Raw genomic sequence first — 20,011 nt, 5'->3', positions numbered from 1 at the left:
ACCTCCAGAATTTTATTTAACGTCGTCCTTGTCACGCTCTCTTATCTTGAAAACGATAGGCGTGCCTTCAAGTCCGAAGGTCTCTCTTATCTGATTTTCAATATAACGCTGATAGGAAAAATGATACAGATCGGCTCTGTTTACAAAAAACACGAATGTAGGCGGTTTGGTAGAAACCTGCGTCATGTAGTATATCTTCAGCCTTCTGCCCTTGTCAGACGGTGGCTGTACCCTCTGGGTAGCATATGCAAGAACATCGTTAAGTCTGCCTGTCGGTATTCTGATAGAGTTCTGCTCTGCAACGAACTTGATAGTATCAAAAAGCTTGTCCATTCTCAGACCTGTTTTTGCAGAGATGAACACAAAAGGCACATAGCTCATGAAGCTGAAATCGTCCTGAAGCTTTTTCTGGAACTCGTTCATGGTGTTAGTTTCTTTCTCGATAGCGTCCCACTTGTTCACCGCAACAACGCAAGCCTTGCCCTTTTCGTGAGCATAGCCTGCCACCTTTGAATCCTGCTCAGTAAAGCCCACAGTTGCGTCAATAACGATAACCGCAACATCGGCTCTGTCAACAGCCATATAAGCCCTCAGCACAGAGTATTTCTCAATAGTCTCCAGCACCTTTGACTTACGTCTGATACCAGCCGTATCTATGAAAACGAACTTGCCCTTTTCATTTTCCACAACCGAATCAGTAGCGTCACGGGTAGTGCCTGCGATATTTGATACGATAACACGTTCCTCACCGCATATCTTGTTTATTATAGAGGACTTTCCAACGTTAGGCTTGCCGATAACAGCGACCTTTATCGAATCATCGTCATCGTCCTCTTCATTTTCCTCCGGAAGATATTTCAGCACCTCGTCAAGAAGATCGCCCGTTCCGTGGCCATGGACAGAAGAAACAGGGAACGGTTCGCCCAAACCGAGATTATAGAACTCATACAGCTCCATAGGCGGTTCGCCCACATTATCCACCTTGTTCACACAAAGCACGATAGGCTTGCCCGATTTCAAAAGCATCTGTGCCACCTCATAATCAGTAGCAGTAACTCCGCATTTAAGGTCTGTCACAAGAATGGTGACATCAGCTTTCAGTATAGCAAGCTCCGCCTGTCTGCGCATCTGAGCTAGGATAATATCATCAGACTCAGGCTCGATTCCGCCCGTGTCAACCAGCATGAACTCGTGTCCGAGCCATTCGCACCTTGCATATATCCTATCTCTTGTGACTCCAGGGGTATCTTCAACTATAGAAAGTCTTTGACCGATAAGCTTATTAAAAAGAGTAGACTTACCAACATTAGGTCTGCCCACTATCGCAACGATCGGCAATGACATATATATCGACCTCATTTCATATAAATTTGCACATTGATACATCATATAGTATAACACAATTTCTCACGTTTTGTCAACCATACGAGAAATACAGCACCCACATTCCATAGATTTTTTACTACAAATATGTAGAAGTAAACAGCGTTTGCCCGCCTTTTTCACTGCTACAACAAAAAAGAGCAGAACGGCCTAAGCCATTCTGCTCTATGTGCTTATCAAAAATTATGCTTCCTTCTTGATAACCTCTACGCCCTTATAATAACCGCAATTCTTGCAAACCTTGTGTGGTGAAGTAAGCTCACCGCAGTTAGAACATTTACAAAGTGCAGGTGCGTCAAGCTTCCAAACTGCTGAACGTCTCTTGTCACGTCTAGCCTTGGATACTTTTCTCTTTGGTACTGCCATTCTGGCACCTCCTCGTCAGTAAAATCATTATAGTCTGTTCAGCTATTTCCCGTCAAGAGCAGTTACATTTGCCCTCATTCAAATCCTGTCCGCAAACGTAACACAAACCCTTGCAGTCATCCCTGCAAAGAATTTTTGTAGGCAGCTGTAACAACAAATCTGAAATAGCTAATTCGTCCAGATCAAGAGCATTGTTCTCGCAGACCACATAATCGTCCCTGTCGCTTTGAACACTTCTCACCAAAGTGTGTTCAAAGCCATAAACATACTCCCTGCTGAACTCCTTTAGACATCTGTCACAGGTGTGATCCATAGTAAAAACAGTCTTGAACCTGAGCGTTACCACCCCTGCCCTGTTCTCTATCTCACCTGTTACCGCAACGGGCGATGCAAAAGAATATCCGCCATACTCCGACAGCTTGTCTGCTGTTATGGAATAATCGATCGTTTTTCGCTCTCCGATTATATCGAAAAGTTCCTTCAACTGTACATTCATACTTGCACCTCAAACATCACAAATTCCATTATAACCTGAGAAACGTGATTTGTCAATACTTTTTTTCAATTTTTTCGTTTTTGCTATCAAAATACCAATAAACGAAGCGCAAAGCCTTACTTGATGAAAGCCTTTACCTTTGCAGGCAGCTCGTCAACGTCAGCAGATACTGTGAAAGTAACGTTTACGTCCTTTGTGAGAACTGCTACCTTTTCAAGCATATTGCCAAGAGCGTCATAATCTCTGCCGCCGATCTTCAGGATACCGTCAACGAAAACTTCCTGAATGTCATAGTTGCCAGCCATCAGACCTGCAACAAAGCCATAGAAGCTGTCAAAGCTGTTGATACCGTATTCTTCAGCGTCAGCCAATCTTACATTATGAGGAAGGTCATAGGTAAGCTGCATACCTCTTTCGATGCAAACAACGTTGCCTGTAGCATTTTCAGCAGCCTTCTTGATAGAATCAACAAGTATCTTAGTCTTGCCTGTGCCCTTTTTACCTGGAATCAAATTAATCATATAAACTCTCCGTTCCGCTTATTAAAGCATTTATTTTAAGAGCAGACCCCTGAAGGGGACACGCTCAAAATTTCCTTTTGTTCTGCCTTTAGGATATTAGCCCAGCTTAGCCTCGAGTTCAGCCTTCTGTGACTCATAACCCGGCTTGCCGAGAAGAGCGAACATATTCTTCTTGTAGCTCTCAACGCCCGGCTGATTGAATGGGTTTACGCCAAGCATATAACCTGAGATAGCACAAGCCTTCTCGAAGAAGTAGATCATCTCGCCAAGGTTTTCCTCATCAAGCTTATCAACATCTATAACGATATTAGGAACGCCGCCCTCAGTGTGAGCAAGGATAGTACCCTGATATGCCTTTTCATTTACAACTGACATATTCTGATTTGTGAGGAAGTTAAGTCCGTCAAGATTATCCTTGTCAGGCTCCAAGAACAGGTCGCTCTTAGGTGTCTTGATGTGCATAACTGTCTCAAACATAAGCTTTGAGCCGTCCTGAATGAACTGACCAAGTGAGTGCAGGTCTGTAGAGAATGTAGCGGCAGATGGGAATATACCCTTATCGTCCTTGCCCTCGCTCTCGCCGAACAGCTGCTTGAACCACTCGCCCATCATTGTAAATGAAGGGTCATATGAAACGAGCATCTCAACGCTCTTGCCTTTTCTGTAGAGAATGTTTCTGAGTGCTGCATACTTATAGCAATCGTTGTTATCATCAGCAGAATACTTCTTCATACCCTCTCTTGCGCCAGCCATAAGCTTGTCGATATCACAGCCTGCTGCTGCGATAGGGAGAAGGCCAACTGCTGTAAGAACTGAAAATCTTCCGCCAACGTCATCAGGAACAACGAATGTCTCATAGCCCTCTTCGTCAGAAAGCTGCTTAAGAGTACCCTTAGCCTTGTCTGTTGTAGCGAAAATTCTTGTCTTAGCCTCTTCCTTGCCATACTTATCTTCAAGAAGTTTCTTGAAAATTCTGAAAGCAAGTGCAGGCTCAGTTGTTGTGCCAGACTTTGAAATTACGTTTACGCAGATATCTCTGCCCTCGCAAATTGAAAGCACTTCATTGAGGTAAGCCGAGCTGATATTGTTTCCGACAAAATAGATGTCAGGAGTATCCTTCTTAAGATTGTTGTAGAATGGCGACTTGAGCAGCTCGATAGCAGCTCTTGCACCAAGATAAGAACCGCCGATACCGATAACGATGAGAACATCGCACTTTTCCTTGATCCTTGCGGCAGCAGCCTTGATCCTTGCAAATTCTTCCTTATCATAATCCTCAGGGAGTGTTACCCAGCCGAGAAAATCGTTTCCAAGACCGTTTCTGCTTACAAGAGTGTTATGAGCTGCAGTTACCTGCGCAGCCATACCCTCGTATTCATGTTCACTTACAAAACCCTCAAGATACTTTGTGTTAAGTTTTAATGACATTATCCTTCATTTCCTTTCCTTACCTGTCGGAGAGCGTGATACCATAAAACACGTTTCTCCGTTAATACTAGATAAATTATACTATATTTTTGTGAACATTTCAAGAGTTTTATAAAGCGAAATCATCTTTTGTGCATTTTAAACAAATCTCTCATTGCATACTCAGCAGATTGTACACAAGCTTTTTTATGCCGCAGATAAAATTCATTTTCTTCACCTCTTTGCAGGCGACTATCTTTCCCTCTAATATCACCTCTCCGCCCATGGTGTATCTTATTTCTCCCGCAGTTTCGCCATTTTTCACAGGTGCGTCAAGCTTCTCCTCTGCCGTAAAATCGCACTCCACCATACGATATGTTCCCCTCGGTATAACTATAGGATAAAGCCCCTCGGGAGCAAGCCCCACAGAAAGCTCCTCTCCTCCGCACACCACAGTTTCCTTTACCATATCCTCAGGAAGTTCAGGGGTGTATATCTCATATGTATCGAACGCCAGGTTCAGAAGCTTCTTAGCCTCAGCATTCATATCCTCCTGCGAATCACAGCCGTTAAGCACTACGCATACTGACATATCCCCTTTTTCAGCCGTTGCCGCAATACAGCTCCCTGCCTTTTCACTTCCCCACGCTTTCATACCTGTTACGCCCTTGTAAGTACGCACAAGCCTATTAAGGTTCACAAGCTCCGCCTTGCCGTCTCTCACAGTGTCAAGCCAGCAAGTAAGATAAGGAGTGAGATTTTTGTATTTTGCAAGTTCCGAACAAAGCAAAGCCGTGTCCTTCGCTGTTGTAACATTGCCCTCTCCCATGCCAGTACAATCAGTGTAAACAGTGTCATTCATGCCAAGCATTTTCGCACGGCTGTTCATAAGTTCCACCGCCTTGTCTGCCGAGCCTGCCACCTTTTCCGCAAGCGCTGCACAGCCGTCGTTTGCATTGCCTGCCGACACTGATTTTATAAGTTCCTCCACAGATATCTTCTCTCCTTTGTCAAGCCATATCTGGCTTCCCTGCTGAGAGTTGGCATACTCCGACACCACTGACGTGTCGCTCATGGAAAGCTCACCGCTGTCTATCTTTTCCGCCGTGAGCAAAAGCACCATGAGCTTCGCATAATGACCGCACTCACACTGCTCCTGCGGCTCTTTCTCAAAAAGCACCCTGCCTGTGGTCATCTCCGTCACCACCGCAGACCTAGCCGTAAGCCCCTCTATAATATCGCTCACCGCCACAGTGTCCGCAGGCACAAAGTCTTCCGCTGACAGCGCACCTGCTTTTTCTTTTCCCTCCGCCAGCGAACACACCATAAACACTGCTACCGCCGCACATAACACTGCCGAGCATATTTTCCTTAATATTTTCACATTTTCCACCTCTCACATATACTATTTTTATATTTATATTCACCCTGTCCCGAAATTAGCATTATGCCCCAAAATGTTTCCGGAAACTCATTTGTAAATAGTTGCAGGAATTTGTTAAATAACTGTTACAACTCTTGAAATAAATAGGGGAGTGTGCTATAATGTATCCTATAGAAATATGTATTTTATAAGCGAAATATTTATATGAGGTGATTTAACAATGACAGAAATGGAACTTTACAAGCTTTGGTGTGAAAAGGCTGTTGACGATCCTGATCTCCAGACAGAGCTTAAATCTATCGAGGGCGACGAGGCTGCAATTCAGGACAGATTTTACAGAGATCTTGAATTTGGCACAGGCGGACTCAGAGGAGTTATCGGTGCAGGCGCATACAGACTTAATGTTTACACTATCAGACGTGCAACACAGGGTCTTGCAGACTATGTAAACGGCGCATTTGAAAACGGCAGCGTAGCTATCGCATATGACAGCCGTATCAAGTCTGACAAGTTCGCAAAGGAAGCTGCTGCAGTTCTGGCTGCAAACGGCATAAAGGTATACATCTATTCAGAGCTTATGCCTACACCAATGCTTTCTTGGGCTGTAAGAGAGCTTAAATGTCAGGCAGGTATCGTTATAACTGCATCACACAATCCTGCAAAGTACAATGGTTACAAGGTTTACGGCGAGGACGGCTGTCAGATCACACTCGATGTTGCAAACACAGTTATCGGCAAGATCAACGCAGTTGAGATGTTCGGTGGTGCAAAGGTAATGGACTTTGAGGACGGTATCAAGTCAGGCAAGATCGAATACATCAAGCAGGAAGTTATCGACAAGTATCTTGACAAGGTAGCACAGCAGGGCGTACATACTGATCTCGTAGCAGACAGCGGTCTGAAGGTAGTATACACTCCTCTTAACGGCACAGGAAACAAGCCTGTAAGAGCTATCCTTAAGAAGATAGGCATAAAGGAAGTAACAGTAGTACCTGAGCAGGAAAATCCTGACGGAAACTTCCCTACCTGCCCATTCCCTAACCCTGAGATAAAGGAAGCCCTTGCAAAGGGACTTGAGCTTTGCAAGACAGTAAAGCCTGATCTTCTTCTTGCAACAGACCCAGACTGTGACAGAGTTGGTATCGCAGTACCAGACCCAGATGGAAACTATGTACTGTTCAGCGGAAACGAAGTAGGCGCAATGCTTCTCAAATATATTTGTCAGGAAAGAACAGCCCTTGGCACAATGCCAAAGGACCCTGTAGCTGTTAAGACTATCGTAACAACAGACATCTGTAAGAAGATCGCAGCAGAATACAATGTAGAGCTTAGAGAAGTTCTCACAGGCTTCAAGTTTATCGGCGAGCAGATCGGTTTCCTTGAGAAAGAGGGACAGGACGACAGATATATCTTCGGATTTGAAGAGAGCTATGGTTATCTTGCAGGCTCATATGTAAGAGATAAGGACGCAGTAGTAGGCTCAATGCTCATTTGTGAAATGGCGGCGTTCTACAGAACAAAGGGCATCTCACTGCTTCAGGCAAGAGAAGATATGTACAAGAAGTACGGCAACTATCTCCACAGCCAGAAGTCATTCCAGTGCGAGGGTGCAAGCGGAATGGAGAGAATGAAGGAGATCATGACAGATCTGAGAGCTGATCCACCTAAGGCTATTGGCGGACTCAAGGTAGTAGACATAGCAGATTATCTTGCATCTGAGGAAACAAACCTTGAAACAGGTGCAAAGACAGTTCTTACACTGCCTAAGTCTGACGTTATCGCATTCAAGCTTGAGCAGGGTGCAAGTGTAATAATCAGACCTTCCGGCACAGAGCCAAAGATCAAGGCATACTACACAACTATCGGCGACACAAGAACTGATGCAGAGGCACAGGAAGAAAAGCTTATTGAAGATTTCAAGGGCATTCTTGGTTTCTAATAATTACTGAATATATCGAACGCAGGCGGTTTTTTGACCCGCCTGCTTTTTTTTATTTGCGATATCCACACAATGCTTGGCGTTTCACAAACCATGTAGGGGAGCAGCGCAATTTCTGCAAGCAGAAATGCGACGTCCCGCTTCTCGTTTGCCTGTCCAATTCTACGTTATCCGCACAACGTTCGGCATATTTTTTCAAAACACTGTACGGCACAACATTTCCGCACACGGCACGTCTACACAAATTCATGAATAATCAAACCTTACCGCTTCGAGCGGGCTGTCGAGGGCGCCAGCCCCTACATCTTGTTCAGACAAATTCGCTGTGCCGCAAAATCGCTACGCTCTTTGCGGATTTTACGTTGTGCTATGGGATAGAAAAAGCGGTGCAGAGTTTTTTACTCCGACACCGCTTTGATTTTGCTTTTAGTTTGTTTTTCTTCTATTGCTTTTCTGCACCGCTTTTGTAGGCTTGCGCCTATTGAGGCTCTGCCTCAAACTCCGACAGGGCTTTGCCCTGTACCCACAATGGGTTTCACCCCTTGACCCTGACCAGGGGCGTGCCCCTGGACCTTTTGCTCGCTTCGCTCGGTGTTGACTTTTACTTTATGCTTGTGACTTGTTCGGTTGGCTATGCCATTCCTCACTCCTCACTTTAACCGAGAAGTTTATCCGCGATCGTATCCAGCCAGCCGCCCTCGACTTCTTCTATCTCACCGTTATCGCAAGCTTTCGCAAACTTCGGGTCTATAGGCATTTTCGCCACAGCGTCGATACCAAACTTCACTGCCGCTTCGTCCACATGGCTCTCACCGTAGATATTATGCTTCTTTCCACAATCAGGACACTCAAAATATGACATATTCTCCACTATTCCAAGCACCGGTACTTTCATCATATCCGCCATATGCACCGCTTTCTCGACTATCATGGAAACCAATTCCTGTGGCGAAGTGACGATAACTATGCCGTCAACCTTAATGGATTGAAAAACTGTCAGTGGCACGTCGCCTGTTCCTGGTGGCATATCTATAAACATCACGTCAACGTCGTTCCATGCCACATCTGTCCAAAACTGCTTCACTGCACCTGCGATAACAGGGCCACGCCATACAACAGGGTCAGTTTCATTTTCAAGAAGCAGATTAAGGCTCATTATCTCGATACCGGTCTTGCTCACCGCAGGGATAATGCCATACATATTGGTATTAGCTCTCTCGTGGATATTAAACGCTGTCGGTATAGACGGGCCTGTTATGTCAGCGTCCAGCACAGCGGTCTTAAAACCACGTCTTTGTGCCGTTACTGCAAGCATACTTGTCACCAAAGACTTGCCTACGCCACCCTTTCCACTCATTACTGCATATACCTTTTTCACAGAGCTCGCAGCATTAAGCTCCTCTTTCAAGCTCTTTTTATCAGAGCATTTTGAAGCACAGTTTTCGCAATCATGTGTGCAGCCTTCGCTCATAGAATCATTCCTTTCAAGGCATTTTCGCCTTTATTTACTATGTTAAGTATATCACTTTGACCGTGAAAAGTCAACCAATACTGACTTTTCACCCAAAGCACTGCTGCCGCATAAAATAAAACAGCCCTGCACCTTGTAACAAAATAGATACTTTGGTATAATACCCCGATAATAAGGCAATAATAGGAACAAGCAGGAGCAAAAGCCTGCAAATCAAGGCGAAAGCCCATAGAATAGGAGTGTTTACAAGTGACTGTACACAGGGGCGATATATATTATGCAGATCTCAGCCCAGTGGTAGGCTCAGAGCAAGGCGGTATGCGACCGGTGCTGATAGTACAAAATGACATAGGCAATAAGCATTCACCCACAGTGATAGCAGCGGCAATAACGAGCCGCCTTGATAAAGCGAAACTGCCGACACATATAGAAGTTGGCGGCGGCACCTGCGGACTAGCAAAAGATTCCGTGGTATTGTTGGAACAGATCCGTACATTGGACAAGAAAAGGCTAAAGGAGAAAATGGGAACACTTGACGTAAGCTCCATGTCCGCAGTAAATTCGGCATTATCAATAAGCTTTGGATTAAAGCTCTAGTTTAATGAGGAATGAGGAGTGAGGAATGACAACGTCAAACCGAACAGATCACAATAACAAAACAAAGCGGTGTCGGAGTGAAAACTCTGCACCGCTTTTCTATCCCAAAAAAATCCGTAGGGGCGGTCAAAAACCGCCCTTATAATAGTCACATCAAACCTATCCGAGAATATCAGAGTGTAACAATAATAATTCCTCACTCCTAACACCCAACTCCTCACTAATCACGACCCTGTGAAAAGGCAGATTGTAAGCCGCATAATCAGTTATGCCCTTGCCCTGATTAGGATTAGCCTTTGAGTAAACAGCGTCACAACAGAATAATACAACAAGTATCACGCACGCCGCAAACCTTGCCTTGAATGGTATCTTCTTCAAAAGATCATCAAAAAACGGTGCCATGATGTATATTCCTGCACAGCCTGCAAAGCCAAATATCAACGCTCCCTCAAGACATATCCTGCCATTGATGTTGCAGAAATATCCCGTGTAATCCCAATATTTCATGTGCTTGAACGTTTCAAGATACCAGCTCGTTGCATATTCGACCACCGAGCATAACCCCACAACAAGGAAAAAAGTCGCCACATGGTGGTCTATGAACCGCTTCAGCAGTATGATACCGCACACACCGCCAAAACCATATATAGGAAGCCATGGACCAAACATGGTTCCTCGATTGACGAAAACTCCGTCCTCAACGATGTGTATGCCCACTTCCCATATCCAGCCTATAAATGCGAATATGAAAAACAGCAGTATATACGTCATGAGTGTATAGTTTCTGTGATAGTCACGGTGAACTATAGTCTTGTTGGCAAATCGGCTGAAATGCGCCTTTCTGTCTACCGCAAGACCGGGGTATTGCTCAAATTCCCGCAGATCGTCAAGCGTCAGCGTTCTCTCCATTATTCACCGCCCCCATTCTCATTATTTTCAGGCACTTTTATCGTGCATATCGGTATGCTTCTAACAATGTCAGGATTTTCGCCCTTTTGTGCAGCTTCCTCAGCCATAAGCTCTTCCAGAAGGTCAAGGTCAAGCAGCTTGTCGTTAAGCTCCTCATAGCCCTCTATCTTGTTCCTGATAGCCTCACGCCTTAGCTGTAAATACACCTCTGCGTCTATCGCAGTTGTGTATGGGTTAGACCAGAATACTCCCACCGCACCGAACGATATGCTCGAAAGCAGTGTCCAGCCTATCATAGAAAGATCCACCTTGAAAAGCTGCCACTTGTATCCCCTAGTCATGGCGATAGAAAGCTTTATTGCCTTTCTCGTCTTGATGTTAGGGTTTTCCGCACATATGAACGGCACCATTGAATAGGCATAATGTTTTATAGGATATCCCACGATAGTAAACGCCCATAAGGTCTGATATATGCTGGTTACAAACATAGTCCTTGCGGGGTGAAGCGTTCTCTCGCGGAAAAGAAAGCCTAGTCTGCCTATCTTCGTTTTCTTGTATGTGTGATTTTCAAGGAAAAATCTTCTCTCACATACCCATAGCACATTAACTATGAATATGGTGAACATCAACTGGAAAATAAAATACACGAATGAAACTATAGTATCCCATGTGGATTTTTTTCCTAAAACATTCATTATCGCCGTGAGCAATGAAAACTGATAGGAATTAGAGCTTGTTGCACTGTCAAAATAAACCGAAGCAGAGGCTGTAAAATTATTGAGCCTGTCATTAAGATAGGTCTGTGCCTTTTCCTTTGCATTTCGGCTAAAAGAAAAAGCGTCTGCCAGTGCTTCAAGATTAGAAGTGTCGTTTGATGAACCAAAGAACGTGACTTCCTTTGAATTCAGTCCGTCAACTCCGTATTTTTTATAAGCGTCCAGCCACTTTTTTACAGCGTCAGGGTTATCTATCTGCCACTTGTCACTGACCTGCTCTGCTGTAAGCTCATTTTTAACCATGTCCTCAATGATCTCTTCCTTATCTTCGGCGTCATATTTAAGATCAGCAACGTGAGAATTATCATAGCTTGACACATTCTGCGTGGTCGAGCCATATTCTCCTGCAATAAATACCATTATGAAGCACACTGCTATGCAGGCGATATAATTTCGCTTCACCCTGCCTTTAGCCGACTGCTTTATTTTTTTTCGGTCAAGCTTTATGACCACCGGCTTATCTTCATTATTCTTCATCTAAAACTATGCCCCCGACGGGACATATCCTCCCTTCACACATACCACTTAACAAAACACTACATGATCAACAATAAATCGACTATTTAATTATATCTTTTTTTTGTGAATATGTCAACGATTTTGAGATCAAAACAAGTCTATTTTAAGATAGTTTTAAGTTTACGTTTAAAACGCCAAACTTTTTTTGCATATTTTCATCTGCAATGTAGAAAATAACATCAAATGACGATATTCATTAATAGGAGTGATAAAATGAAAGCCACTAAGCTTATGAAAACCTCACCCTCTGTCATCTCTTTCGCAGCCATAGGCGGCAAGAAAGAAAACGAAGGACCTTTGGGCGACTATTTTGACAAAATAAACGATGATCCCTATTTCTCCACAGATAGCTTTGAAAAGGGCGAAAGTCAGCTTCAAAAGCAGGCAGTGCTTCACGCTTTGGATAAAGCCGCCCTCTCCCCCGAAGATATAGACGTGCTTTTCGGCGGCGACCTGTTAAATCAGTGTGTCGGCACTACCTATGGCGTAAGAGCCTTTGGAATGCCCTTTCTCGGCATTTACGGAGCCTGCTCCACCATGGCGGAGGGACTACTCCTCGCCTCTCTTTTCGTTGACAACGACCTCGCAAAAAAAGCAATGGCGGTCACATCTTCCCACTTCTGCACCGCTGAAAGACAGTACCGCTTTCCCCTCAACTACGGTGGACAGCGCACTCCCACATCTCAGTGGACAGCCACAGCCTCAGGCTCATTGGTGGTTGCCCCCTCGGACAAGCCCCCCTACATCAGGGGCTGTACTATCGGAAAAATAGTTGACTTGGGCGTGAGCGACGCCAACAACATGGGAGCAGCCATGGCACCTGCCGCATTTTCCACTATAAGCACCTTTTTCACCGACACAGGCATGACCCCCTCCGACTTCGATTATATCGTCACAGGCGACCTTGGCAAAGTTGGAAGCCGTATTCTCTGTGAGCTTTTCGAGCGTGAAAATATAAATATCCGTGACAATCATAAAGATTGCGGCATGATGCTCTATGACTTTGACGAGCAGGATATCCACGCAGGGGGAAGCGGCTGTGGGTGTGCAGGAAGCGTTCTGTGCGGCTATTTTCTCCCGAAGCTCCGTGCAGGTGAAATAAAAAATATCCTCTTTGCTGCCACGGGTGCGCTAATGTCACCAACAGTAAATCAGCAAGGGGAATCTATTCCATCTATATCACATCTCGTGTGGCTGTCAGGGGAAAAAGATATGAAAGGAGCAAACTAATGGACTATCTAATGGCTTTTCTTATAGGAGGTCTTTTTTGTGCCATAGGGCAGGTGCTTATGGACTTCACAAAACTGACCCCCGCACGAATACTGGTGGCATACGTCACAGGCGGCGTGCTTCTGGGTGCGCTGGGACTTTATAAACCACTTATAGACCTCTCAGGCTGTGGCGCAACTGTCCCTCTCACGGGCTTCGGCTATCTTCTCTATAACGGTGTCCGTGAACAGATAGATAAAATAGGCTTCCTAGGCATTTTCACAGGGGGACTTACCGCCTCCGCCGCAGGCATAACTGCAGCCATGACATTCGCCTTTATCTTTTCGCTTTTCTTTAAAAGCTCAGCAAAAGAATAGTTTTATCTTGACAAACCCCAAACCCAGTGGTATTATAAAGATATGTAAATTGGGGGTGCAGAATAATGTATAAACAGATATATCCCGTCATAGGCGACGAAAAAAACCTGCCCTTTTATGTGGTAGGTCTGGGACTTGAAAGCTGGCAGTTTCCAATAAAACGTGCAGATGGCTACGAGTACCCACAAATATTTTTGTCACGCTCAGGGGAGGGCGAGGTCATAATAAACGGAGAAACCACAAAAATACCGCCCGATACTGTTTTCTATATCCCCCCATTCTGTCCACATGAGTATCATGCACTAAGCGATGCGTGGTATCTGGATTGGATAGCCTTTTCCGGCTCACAGGTCATTTCCCTCTTGGAGCAGTGGAAGCTAAATAAGTTCACCGCCATTCAAGGGGTAGATATGGACAGATTACGCCGTATCATAACACGCATCTATTATACTCTGAAAAGTGATAAGCTTTATGGAAATCATTACGCTTCAGCACAGCTTTACGACTTTCTTATAGAATATCGTAAAATAGCTGATAACAGGCTCTCGTCATTTTATACCGCACAATCTGTTGCCTTGGCAGACGTATTGCAGTATATTGAAGAGCATTATCCGGAGCAAATAAAGCTTAACGAGCTTGCAAAAATCGCAGGAGTATCCGAGCAGCACTTATGCAGACTTTTCAAGAAAAATTTTCAGCTCAGACCTATGGAGTATCTTGCGCAAGTAAGGGTACAGCACGCAAAGGATCTGCTTGTGTATTCCAACAAGACCATAGGCGAGATATCAGATGAAACGGGCTTTCAGGACGGATCTTATTTCTCCGTGGTATTCAAGCGGTATGAAAATATGACTCCGGGAGAGTATCGGAGAATAAAGGTGTAGGCTAAGTGAAGAGTGAGGAATGGCATAGCCAAACCTAGCAAAGAGCCACTACCAAGTAGAAGAAACACAAACTAAAGCAAATAACAAAGCGGTGTCGGAGTAAAAAACTCTGCACCGCTTTTACTATCTCATTTTACAACCCCATCCCGTAAAGAGCGAAGCGATTTTGCGGCGGTAGAATTTGCGAACAAAAAAAGAGCGGTCAAAACCGCCCTTTTAAAATCATATAAAACCTATCCGAGAATATCAGAGTAAAAGCAAGAATAATTCCTAACTCCTCACTACTTAGAAAGCAGCTTCTTTATTCTCTCCATAGCCTCAACAGTTCTGTCCTTGTCACCAAAAGCAGTAAGTCTGAACCAGCCTTCGCCGTTCTTGCCAAAACCTGCGCCAGGTGTGCCAACAACATTTGCATTCTCAAGAAGATAATCAAAGAACTCCCATGAACCCATGTTGTTAGGGCATTTCAGCCAAATGTATGGCGAATTCTTGCCGCCTGTGTACTTGATACCAAGCTCGTCAAGTGTGGAAGCCATTACCTTTGCGTTGTTCTGATAGTATTCAATGTTTGCTCTTGTCTGCTTCTGACCCTCCTCAGTGAATACAGCTGCAGCAGCACACTGAACAGGATATGATACACCATTGAACTTTGAGCCTTCACGTCTGCCCCAAAGCTGAGCGATAGAAACTTCGCTGCCGTCAGATGCCTTAACAACAAGCTCGTGTGGGATAACTGTATATCCGCATCTCATTCCTGTGAAGCCTGCTGTCTTTGAAAGTGAACACATCTCGATAGCACATTCCTTTGCACCCTCAACAGCAAAAATACTTCTTGGTACGTCCTTTTCTGTAATGAATGCCTCGTATGCAGAATCGTAAATGATGATAGCGTTGTTCTTCTTTGCATAGTCTATCCAAACTTTAAGCTGCTCCTTAGTGTAAACAGAACCCGTTGGATTGTTAGGTGAGCAAAGATAAATAATGTCGCACTTTACGTTCTCGTCAGGCATAGCCGCAAAGTTGTTCTCCTCGTTTGAATCAGCATAAATTACCTTTCTGCCGTTCATAAGGTTTGTGTCAACATAAACAGGATATGCAGGGTCTGTGATAAGCACTACATTGTCGTCACCGAAAATGTCAACAATGTTTCCGCAGTCAGACTTTGCACCGTCGTTTATCCTGATGTCGTCAGCAGGAATGTCAACGCCGAAGCTCTTGTAGTAGCCTGCAACAGCCTCTTTCAGGAAGTCATATCCTGCACCGCTGTCCTCATAGCCCTTGAATGTTTCCTTGACGCCCATTTCGTCAGCGCCCTTTTTCATTGCCTCAACAACGCACTTTGCGATAGGCTGAGTAACGTCGCCGATACCCATTCTGATGATGTCAGCCTCAGGGTGTGCCTCAGTGAAGGCCTTTACCTTCTTGGCAATGTTTATAAAAAGATAATTCTTTTCCAGCTTGAGAAAATTTTCGTTGATACTTGGCATAATTCCAACTCCTTTTCATTTTTGCGACCCGAAGTTTCACGGGTCAAACTTATAAAACGCACACAGCCGCAAAGCACATTCAAAACGCTCTGCGGCTGCCGCTTTTTTAACGCAGTGTCCGCTGCGAAATTTACATTACGATGTGACCTGAGAATACTGTTACAGCGTCGCCTGTAAGATATACAGCCTCGTCTGTGTATCTTATCTTAAGAGTGCCTCCCTTAAGTATAACAGATATTTCCTCGTCCTTTTTGCAGAATCCGTTAAGAACAGCCGCAACTGCTGCTGCACAAGCACCGGTGCCGCAAGCCCAAGTCTCGCCTGAGCCTCTCTCCCATACTCTCATCTTGAGTGTGTGGTCATCGATCACCTTGATGAACTCAGCGTTCACTCTCTCAGGGAATATCTTGTCATGCTCGAACTCAGGACCTACCTTGTCAATGTCAAGGCTGTCAACATTGTTCATGAATACAACAGCGTGTGGGTTGCCCATTGAAACGCAGGTGATGTTGTAGTCATTTCCTGCAATATTCACCTTTCTGTCAACTACCCTGCCGTTCTCGTCAGGCTCAAGTTCAACAGGAACAAGGTGAGGAGCAAGAATAGCCTTGCCCATGTTTACAGTAGCACCGCTTACCTCACCGTAGTGACGGATAAGTGAAACTGTCATGATACCCGAAAGTGTTTCGATAGTCATTTCGTCCTTGTCAACAATGCCGTTATCTCTCATGAACTTAGCAACGCATCTGATACCGTTTCCGCACATCTTGCCCTCAGAACCGTCAAGATTGAACATTCTCATCTTAGCGTCTGCGACCTTTGAACGGCAAATAAGGATAACACCGTCACCGCCGATACCGAAGTGTCTGTCAGACAGATTGAGTGCCAGACCCTCAGGATTGTCTATTCTCTGGTCAAAGCAGTTGAAGTAGATGTAGTCATTGCCGCAGCCCTGCATCTTTGTGAACTCAAATGTCTGCTTTTCAGTTCTCATGTTGTTTATATCAACTATCTCAGTAGTTGACTCAGTGTATTTACTTCTGATAGATGCCGCAATAGCGTTTGCAGTGTCGATAGAAGTCAGACAAGGAATGTTCCACTCAACTGTCTTTCTTCTTATCTTAACAGAATCTCTTGTAGGTATTCTTCCCTTTGAAGAAGTTGAGATAACATAAGCTATCTTTCCGCTCTCGATAAGTGTGAGAGTGTTGTTGTCCTCGTTCTCGTGTATCTTAGCCACTACCTCAGCGTCAATGCCGTGCTCGTGAAGCACCTTAGCAGTGCCGTTTGTAGCGTATATCTTAAATCCAAGGTCAGCGAACATCTTAGCTGTCTGTGGTATCTCGCCCTTGTCAGAATCTCTAACGGTGATGAATACTCCGCCTTTCTTGCCAAGCTTGTAGCCAGCAGCAGTAAGGGCCTTATACAGTGACTCTTCAAGAGAATTAGAAACTGCAAGCACCTCACCTGTTGACTTCATCTCAGGTCCAAGGTGGTTGTCAACGCCGATAAGCTTCTCGAATGAGAATACAGGAACTTTAACGGCAACATATGGTGAATTTCTGTAAAGACCGGTGCCGTAGCCCATGTCCTTGAGCTTCTCGCCAAGCATACACTTAGTTGCAAGGTCTACCATAGGAACGCCCGTTACCTTAGAGATATAAGGGATAGTTCTTGAAGAACGTGGGTTTACCTCGATAACATATATCTCGTCATGGTATGCAATATACTGAATGTTTACAAGACCCTTTGTGTTAAGTGCGATAGCAAGTTTCTTTGAACACTCGATAATTCTGTTTATCAGGCTGTCAGAAACGTTCCATGCAGGATAAACCGCAATAGAGTCGCCTGAGTGGATACCTGTTCTCTCGATATGCTCCATGATACCAGGGATAAGAATATCCTCGCCGTCACAGATAGCGTCTATCTCAAGCTCAGTACCCATAAGATACTTGTCTATAAGTACAGGGTTCTCTATTCCCTGGTCGAGAATGATAGCCATGTATTCCTTGATATCGTCATCGTTGAATGCGATTATCATGTTCTGTCCGCCAAGAACGTAAGAAGGTCTCATAAGAACAGGATAGTGTATCTTGTTTGCGACTTCAAGAGCCTCGTCACAAGTCATGACAGTGAAGCCCTGAGGTCTCTTTATTTTCAGCTGTTCAAGCAGCTCGTCAAATCTCTCTCTGTCCTCAGCAGCGTCGATAGCGTCAGGAGGAGTACCCAGAATGTTTACACCATGCTCAGCCATATGCTTTGTGAGCTTGATAGCAGTCTGTCCGCCGAATGCCACAACAACTCCAACAGGCTTTTCAACTCTGATGATGTTCATAACGTCCTCGTCAGTAAGAGGCTCGAAATAAAGTCTGTCAGCAGTGTCAAAGTCAGTTGAAACTGTCTCAGGGTTGTTGTTTACGATAACAACGTCATAGCCCTTTTCTTTCAAAGCCCATACGCAGTGAACTGACGCATAGTCGAACTCGATACCCTGACCTATTCTGATAGGACCTGAACCGAATACTATAACAGTCTTTCTGTCATGACCCCTGTTTGCAATGAACTCGCTTGCCTCGTCCTCGTTGTCATATGTTGAGTAGAAGTAAGGCGTCATAGCCGCAAACTCAGCCGCACAGGTATCAACCATTTTAAATACAGCATGAACAGGCTTTTCTATCTTCTTGCCTGTTATCTTCTCGATGACCTTATCAGTATAGCCTATCTTCTTAGCCTCAAGATAAGTTTCCTCGTTGAAGTTATTTTTGAGCGTCTTTTCCATGTCAATAAGCTTGCAGAGCTTGTAGAGGAACCACTCGTCTATCTTAGTGATGCTGTGTATCTCATCAACAGAAACACCACGTCTGAGAGCCTCGTATACAACGAAAAGTCTTTCGTCTGTGCAATCAGAAAGTCTGTCATGGATAGTCTTGTCATCAAGGTCAAGCATCTTAGGTGAGATAAGGCAGTCATGACCTATCTCAGCTCCTCTTACAGCCTTCATTATAGCCTGCTCAAAAGTAGAGCCGATAGCCATAACTTCACCAGTAGCCTTCATCTGTGTACCAAGCTCACGCTTAGCATAAACGAACTTGTCGAAAGGCCACTTAGGAAGCTTAACAACAACATAGTCAAGGGCAGGCTCAAAGCAAGCATAAGTCTTGCCTGTTACAGCATTCTTTATCTCGTCAAGAGTATAACCTATAGCTATCTGAGCTGCGACCTTAGCGATAGGATAACCTGTCGCCTTAGAAGCAAGTGCGGAAGAACGTGAAACTCTAGGGTTTACCTCGATAACAGCATACTCGAAGCTGTCAGGATTAAGAGCGAACTGACAGTTACAGCCACCCTCTACTTTAAGAGTATCGATTATCTTCAAAGCTGCGGAACGGAGCATCTGATATTCCTTATCAGCCAGCGTAACAGCAGGAGCTATAACGATAGAGTCGCCTGTGTGAACACCAACAGGGTCAAAGTTCTCCATTGAGCAAACAGTGATAACATTGCCCTTAGCGTCTCTCATTACCTCGAACTCTATCTCTTTCCAACCTGCGATACATTTCTCAACAAGCACCTGAGTGATAGGTGAAAGATAAAGACCATTTCTTGTGATCTCCTTGAGCTCTTCCTCGTCATTAACGATTCCTCCGCCTGTACCGCCAAGGGTAAAAGCAGGTCTGATGATAAGAGGATAACCGATACCGGGCTGATTAGCGAAGTCAACAGCGTCCTCAACAGTATTAACGACCTTAGAAGGGATACATGGCTGACCGATAGACTCCATAGTATCCTTGAACATCTGTCTGTCCTCAGCCTTGTCGATAGTTTCAGGGTTAGCACCAAGAAGCTTAACATTATACTTGTCAAGGAATCCCTCCTTAGCAAGCTGCATAGAAAGCGTAAGACCCGTCTGACCGCCAAGGGTAGAAAGCAGGCTGTCAGGGCGTTCTTTTTTGATAACTCTCTTAACAGTTTCAAGAGTAAGCGGCTCAATGTATATCTTGTCAGCCATAGCATTGTCCGTCATGATAGTAGCAGGGTTAGAGTTTATAAGAATAACCTCCAGACCCTCCTGCTTGAGCGCGCGGCAAGCCTGTGTACCTGCATAGTCAAACTCAGCAGCCTGACCTATAACGATAGGACCCGAGCCGATAACGAGAACTCGCTTTATATCTTTATTTAAAGGCACTTAAATTCAATCCTTTCTGAAAAGTTTAGGGAAACGCTGAAAGTGAGGAGTGAGGAGTGAGGAGTTATCCCTTCTCACACTCTCGAAAACCGCACCCAGC

Annotated in this window: 16 protein-coding genes; 5 read left to right on the top strand and 11 right to left on the bottom strand. The window is 44.7% G+C overall.

The annotated features are described in order from the left end of the window. Nucleotides 1–12 precede the first annotated feature (12 nt). From der to DWW81_RS03285, 6 genes are all read right to left on the bottom strand, one after another. Complete coding sequence (gene der, locus DWW81_RS03310; RefSeq protein WP_117896685.1) at nt 13–1,344, bottom strand: ribosome biogenesis GTPase Der; 1,332 nt, start codon at nt 1,342–1,344, stop codon at nt 13–15. 222 nt (nt 1,345–1,566) lie between these two features. After that, a complete protein-coding gene (gene rpmF / locus DWW81_RS03305; protein WP_022287398.1) occupies nt 1,567–1,749 on the bottom strand; it encodes a 50S ribosomal protein L32 in 183 nt (60 codons plus the stop codon). Nucleotides 1,750–1,801: 52 nt separating this feature from the next. Further along, nucleotides 1,802–2,245 carry a DUF177 domain-containing protein gene (locus tag DWW81_RS03300; RefSeq protein WP_117896686.1) on the bottom strand — a complete coding sequence of 148 codons (444 nt, stop codon included), beginning with the start codon at nt 2,243–2,245 and terminating at the stop codon, nt 1,802–1,804. A gap of 116 nt (nt 2,246–2,361) precedes the next feature. After that, nucleotides 2,362–2,766, bottom strand: a complete 405-nt coding sequence (locus DWW81_RS03295) for a hypothetical protein (RefSeq protein ID WP_022287400.1) — start codon at nt 2,764–2,766, stop codon at nt 2,362–2,364. Nucleotides 2,767–2,862: 96 nt separating this feature from the next. Continuing rightward, complete coding sequence (locus DWW81_RS03290) at nt 2,863–4,194, bottom strand: glucose-6-phosphate isomerase (RefSeq protein ID WP_117856600.1); 1,332 nt, start codon at nt 4,192–4,194, stop codon at nt 2,863–2,865. Nucleotides 4,195–4,345: 151 nt separating this feature from the next. Next, nucleotides 4,346–5,557: a D-alanyl-D-alanine carboxypeptidase family protein gene (locus tag DWW81_RS03285; protein WP_147338955.1), complete on the bottom strand. Its 1,212-nt coding sequence runs from the start codon at nt 5,555–5,557 to the stop codon at nt 4,346–4,348. Nucleotides 5,558–5,777: 220 nt separating this feature from the next. Here DWW81_RS03285 and DWW81_RS03280 point away from each other — a divergent pair, with 220 nt between their 5' ends. Next, nucleotides 5,778–7,496: a phospho-sugar mutase gene (locus DWW81_RS03280; RefSeq protein ID WP_117896688.1), complete on the top strand. Its 1,719-nt coding sequence runs from the start codon at nt 5,778–5,780 to the stop codon at nt 7,494–7,496. Between the two features lie 655 nt (nt 7,497–8,151). Here the strand turns inward: DWW81_RS03280 and DWW81_RS03275 are convergent. Continuing rightward, a complete protein-coding gene (locus DWW81_RS03275) occupies nt 8,152–8,967 on the bottom strand; it encodes an Mrp/NBP35 family ATP-binding protein (RefSeq protein WP_046439988.1) in 816 nt (271 codons plus the stop codon). Between the two features lie 249 nt (nt 8,968–9,216). On the opposite strand from DWW81_RS03275, the gene DWW81_RS03270 reads away from it, so the two are divergent. Continuing rightward, nucleotides 9,217–9,564, top strand: a complete 348-nt coding sequence (locus tag DWW81_RS03270) for a type II toxin-antitoxin system PemK/MazF family toxin (RefSeq protein WP_022287405.1) — start codon at nt 9,217–9,219, stop codon at nt 9,562–9,564. Between the two features lie 159 nt (nt 9,565–9,723). Here the strand turns inward: DWW81_RS03270 and DWW81_RS03265 are convergent, their stop codons facing one another. Beyond that, nucleotides 9,724–10,473 (bottom strand): putative ABC transporter permease, encoded by a 750-nt coding sequence (locus DWW81_RS03265; RefSeq protein ID WP_117896689.1) that lies wholly within the window; start codon nt 10,471–10,473, stop codon nt 9,724–9,726. Then, the gene (locus DWW81_RS03260; protein ID WP_117896690.1) at nt 10,473–11,726 is read right to left on the bottom strand and encodes a DUF975 family protein; all 1,254 of its coding nucleotides are present in this window, start codon (nt 11,724–11,726) and stop codon (nt 10,473–10,475) included. The genes DWW81_RS03265 and DWW81_RS03260 overlap by 1 nt, the downstream gene beginning before the upstream one ends. 255 nt (nt 11,727–11,981) lie before the next feature. Between DWW81_RS03260 and DWW81_RS03255 the strand changes: the two genes are divergently transcribed. The 3 genes from DWW81_RS03255 to DWW81_RS03245 all read left to right on the top strand — a co-directional run bounded on the left by DWW81_RS03255 (nt 11,982) and on the right by DWW81_RS03245 (nt 14,238). Then, complete coding sequence (locus DWW81_RS03255) at nt 11,982–12,998, top strand: stage V sporulation protein AD (RefSeq protein ID WP_117896691.1); 1,017 nt, start codon at nt 11,982–11,984, stop codon at nt 12,996–12,998. Next, nucleotides 12,998–13,354, top strand: coding sequence for a stage V sporulation protein AE (gene spoVAE, locus DWW81_RS03250; protein ID WP_117896692.1), 357 nt, complete (start codon nt 12,998–13,000; stop codon nt 13,352–13,354). Before DWW81_RS03255 ends, spoVAE begins: the two co-directional genes overlap by 1 nt. Before the next feature lie 65 nt (nt 13,355–13,419). Next, a complete protein-coding gene (locus DWW81_RS03245) occupies nt 13,420–14,238 on the top strand; it encodes an AraC family transcriptional regulator (RefSeq protein ID WP_117896693.1) in 819 nt (272 codons plus the stop codon). A gap of 281 nt (nt 14,239–14,519) precedes the next feature. Here the strand turns inward: DWW81_RS03245 and DWW81_RS03240 are convergent, their stop codons facing one another. Next, nucleotides 14,520–15,725, bottom strand: coding sequence for an LL-diaminopimelate aminotransferase (locus DWW81_RS03240; RefSeq protein WP_041337153.1), 1,206 nt, complete (start codon nt 15,723–15,725; stop codon nt 14,520–14,522). Between the two features lie 130 nt (nt 15,726–15,855). Continuing rightward, on the bottom strand, nt 15,856–19,911 hold the full coding sequence (gene carB / locus DWW81_RS03235; protein ID WP_117896694.1) for a carbamoyl-phosphate synthase large subunit: 4,056 nt from the start codon (nt 19,909–19,911) through the stop codon (nt 15,856–15,858). Nucleotides 19,912–20,011 lie beyond the last annotated feature (100 nt).

The sequence above is a fragment of the Ruminococcus sp. AF17-1AC genome, assembly GCF_003461385.1.
Classification (GTDB): domain Bacteria; phylum Bacillota; class Clostridia; order Oscillospirales; family Ruminococcaceae; genus Hominimerdicola; species Hominimerdicola aceti.
The sequence above is the reverse complement of the archived record's forward strand: the minus strand, read 5'-3'. Positions and strand labels throughout refer to the sequence as shown.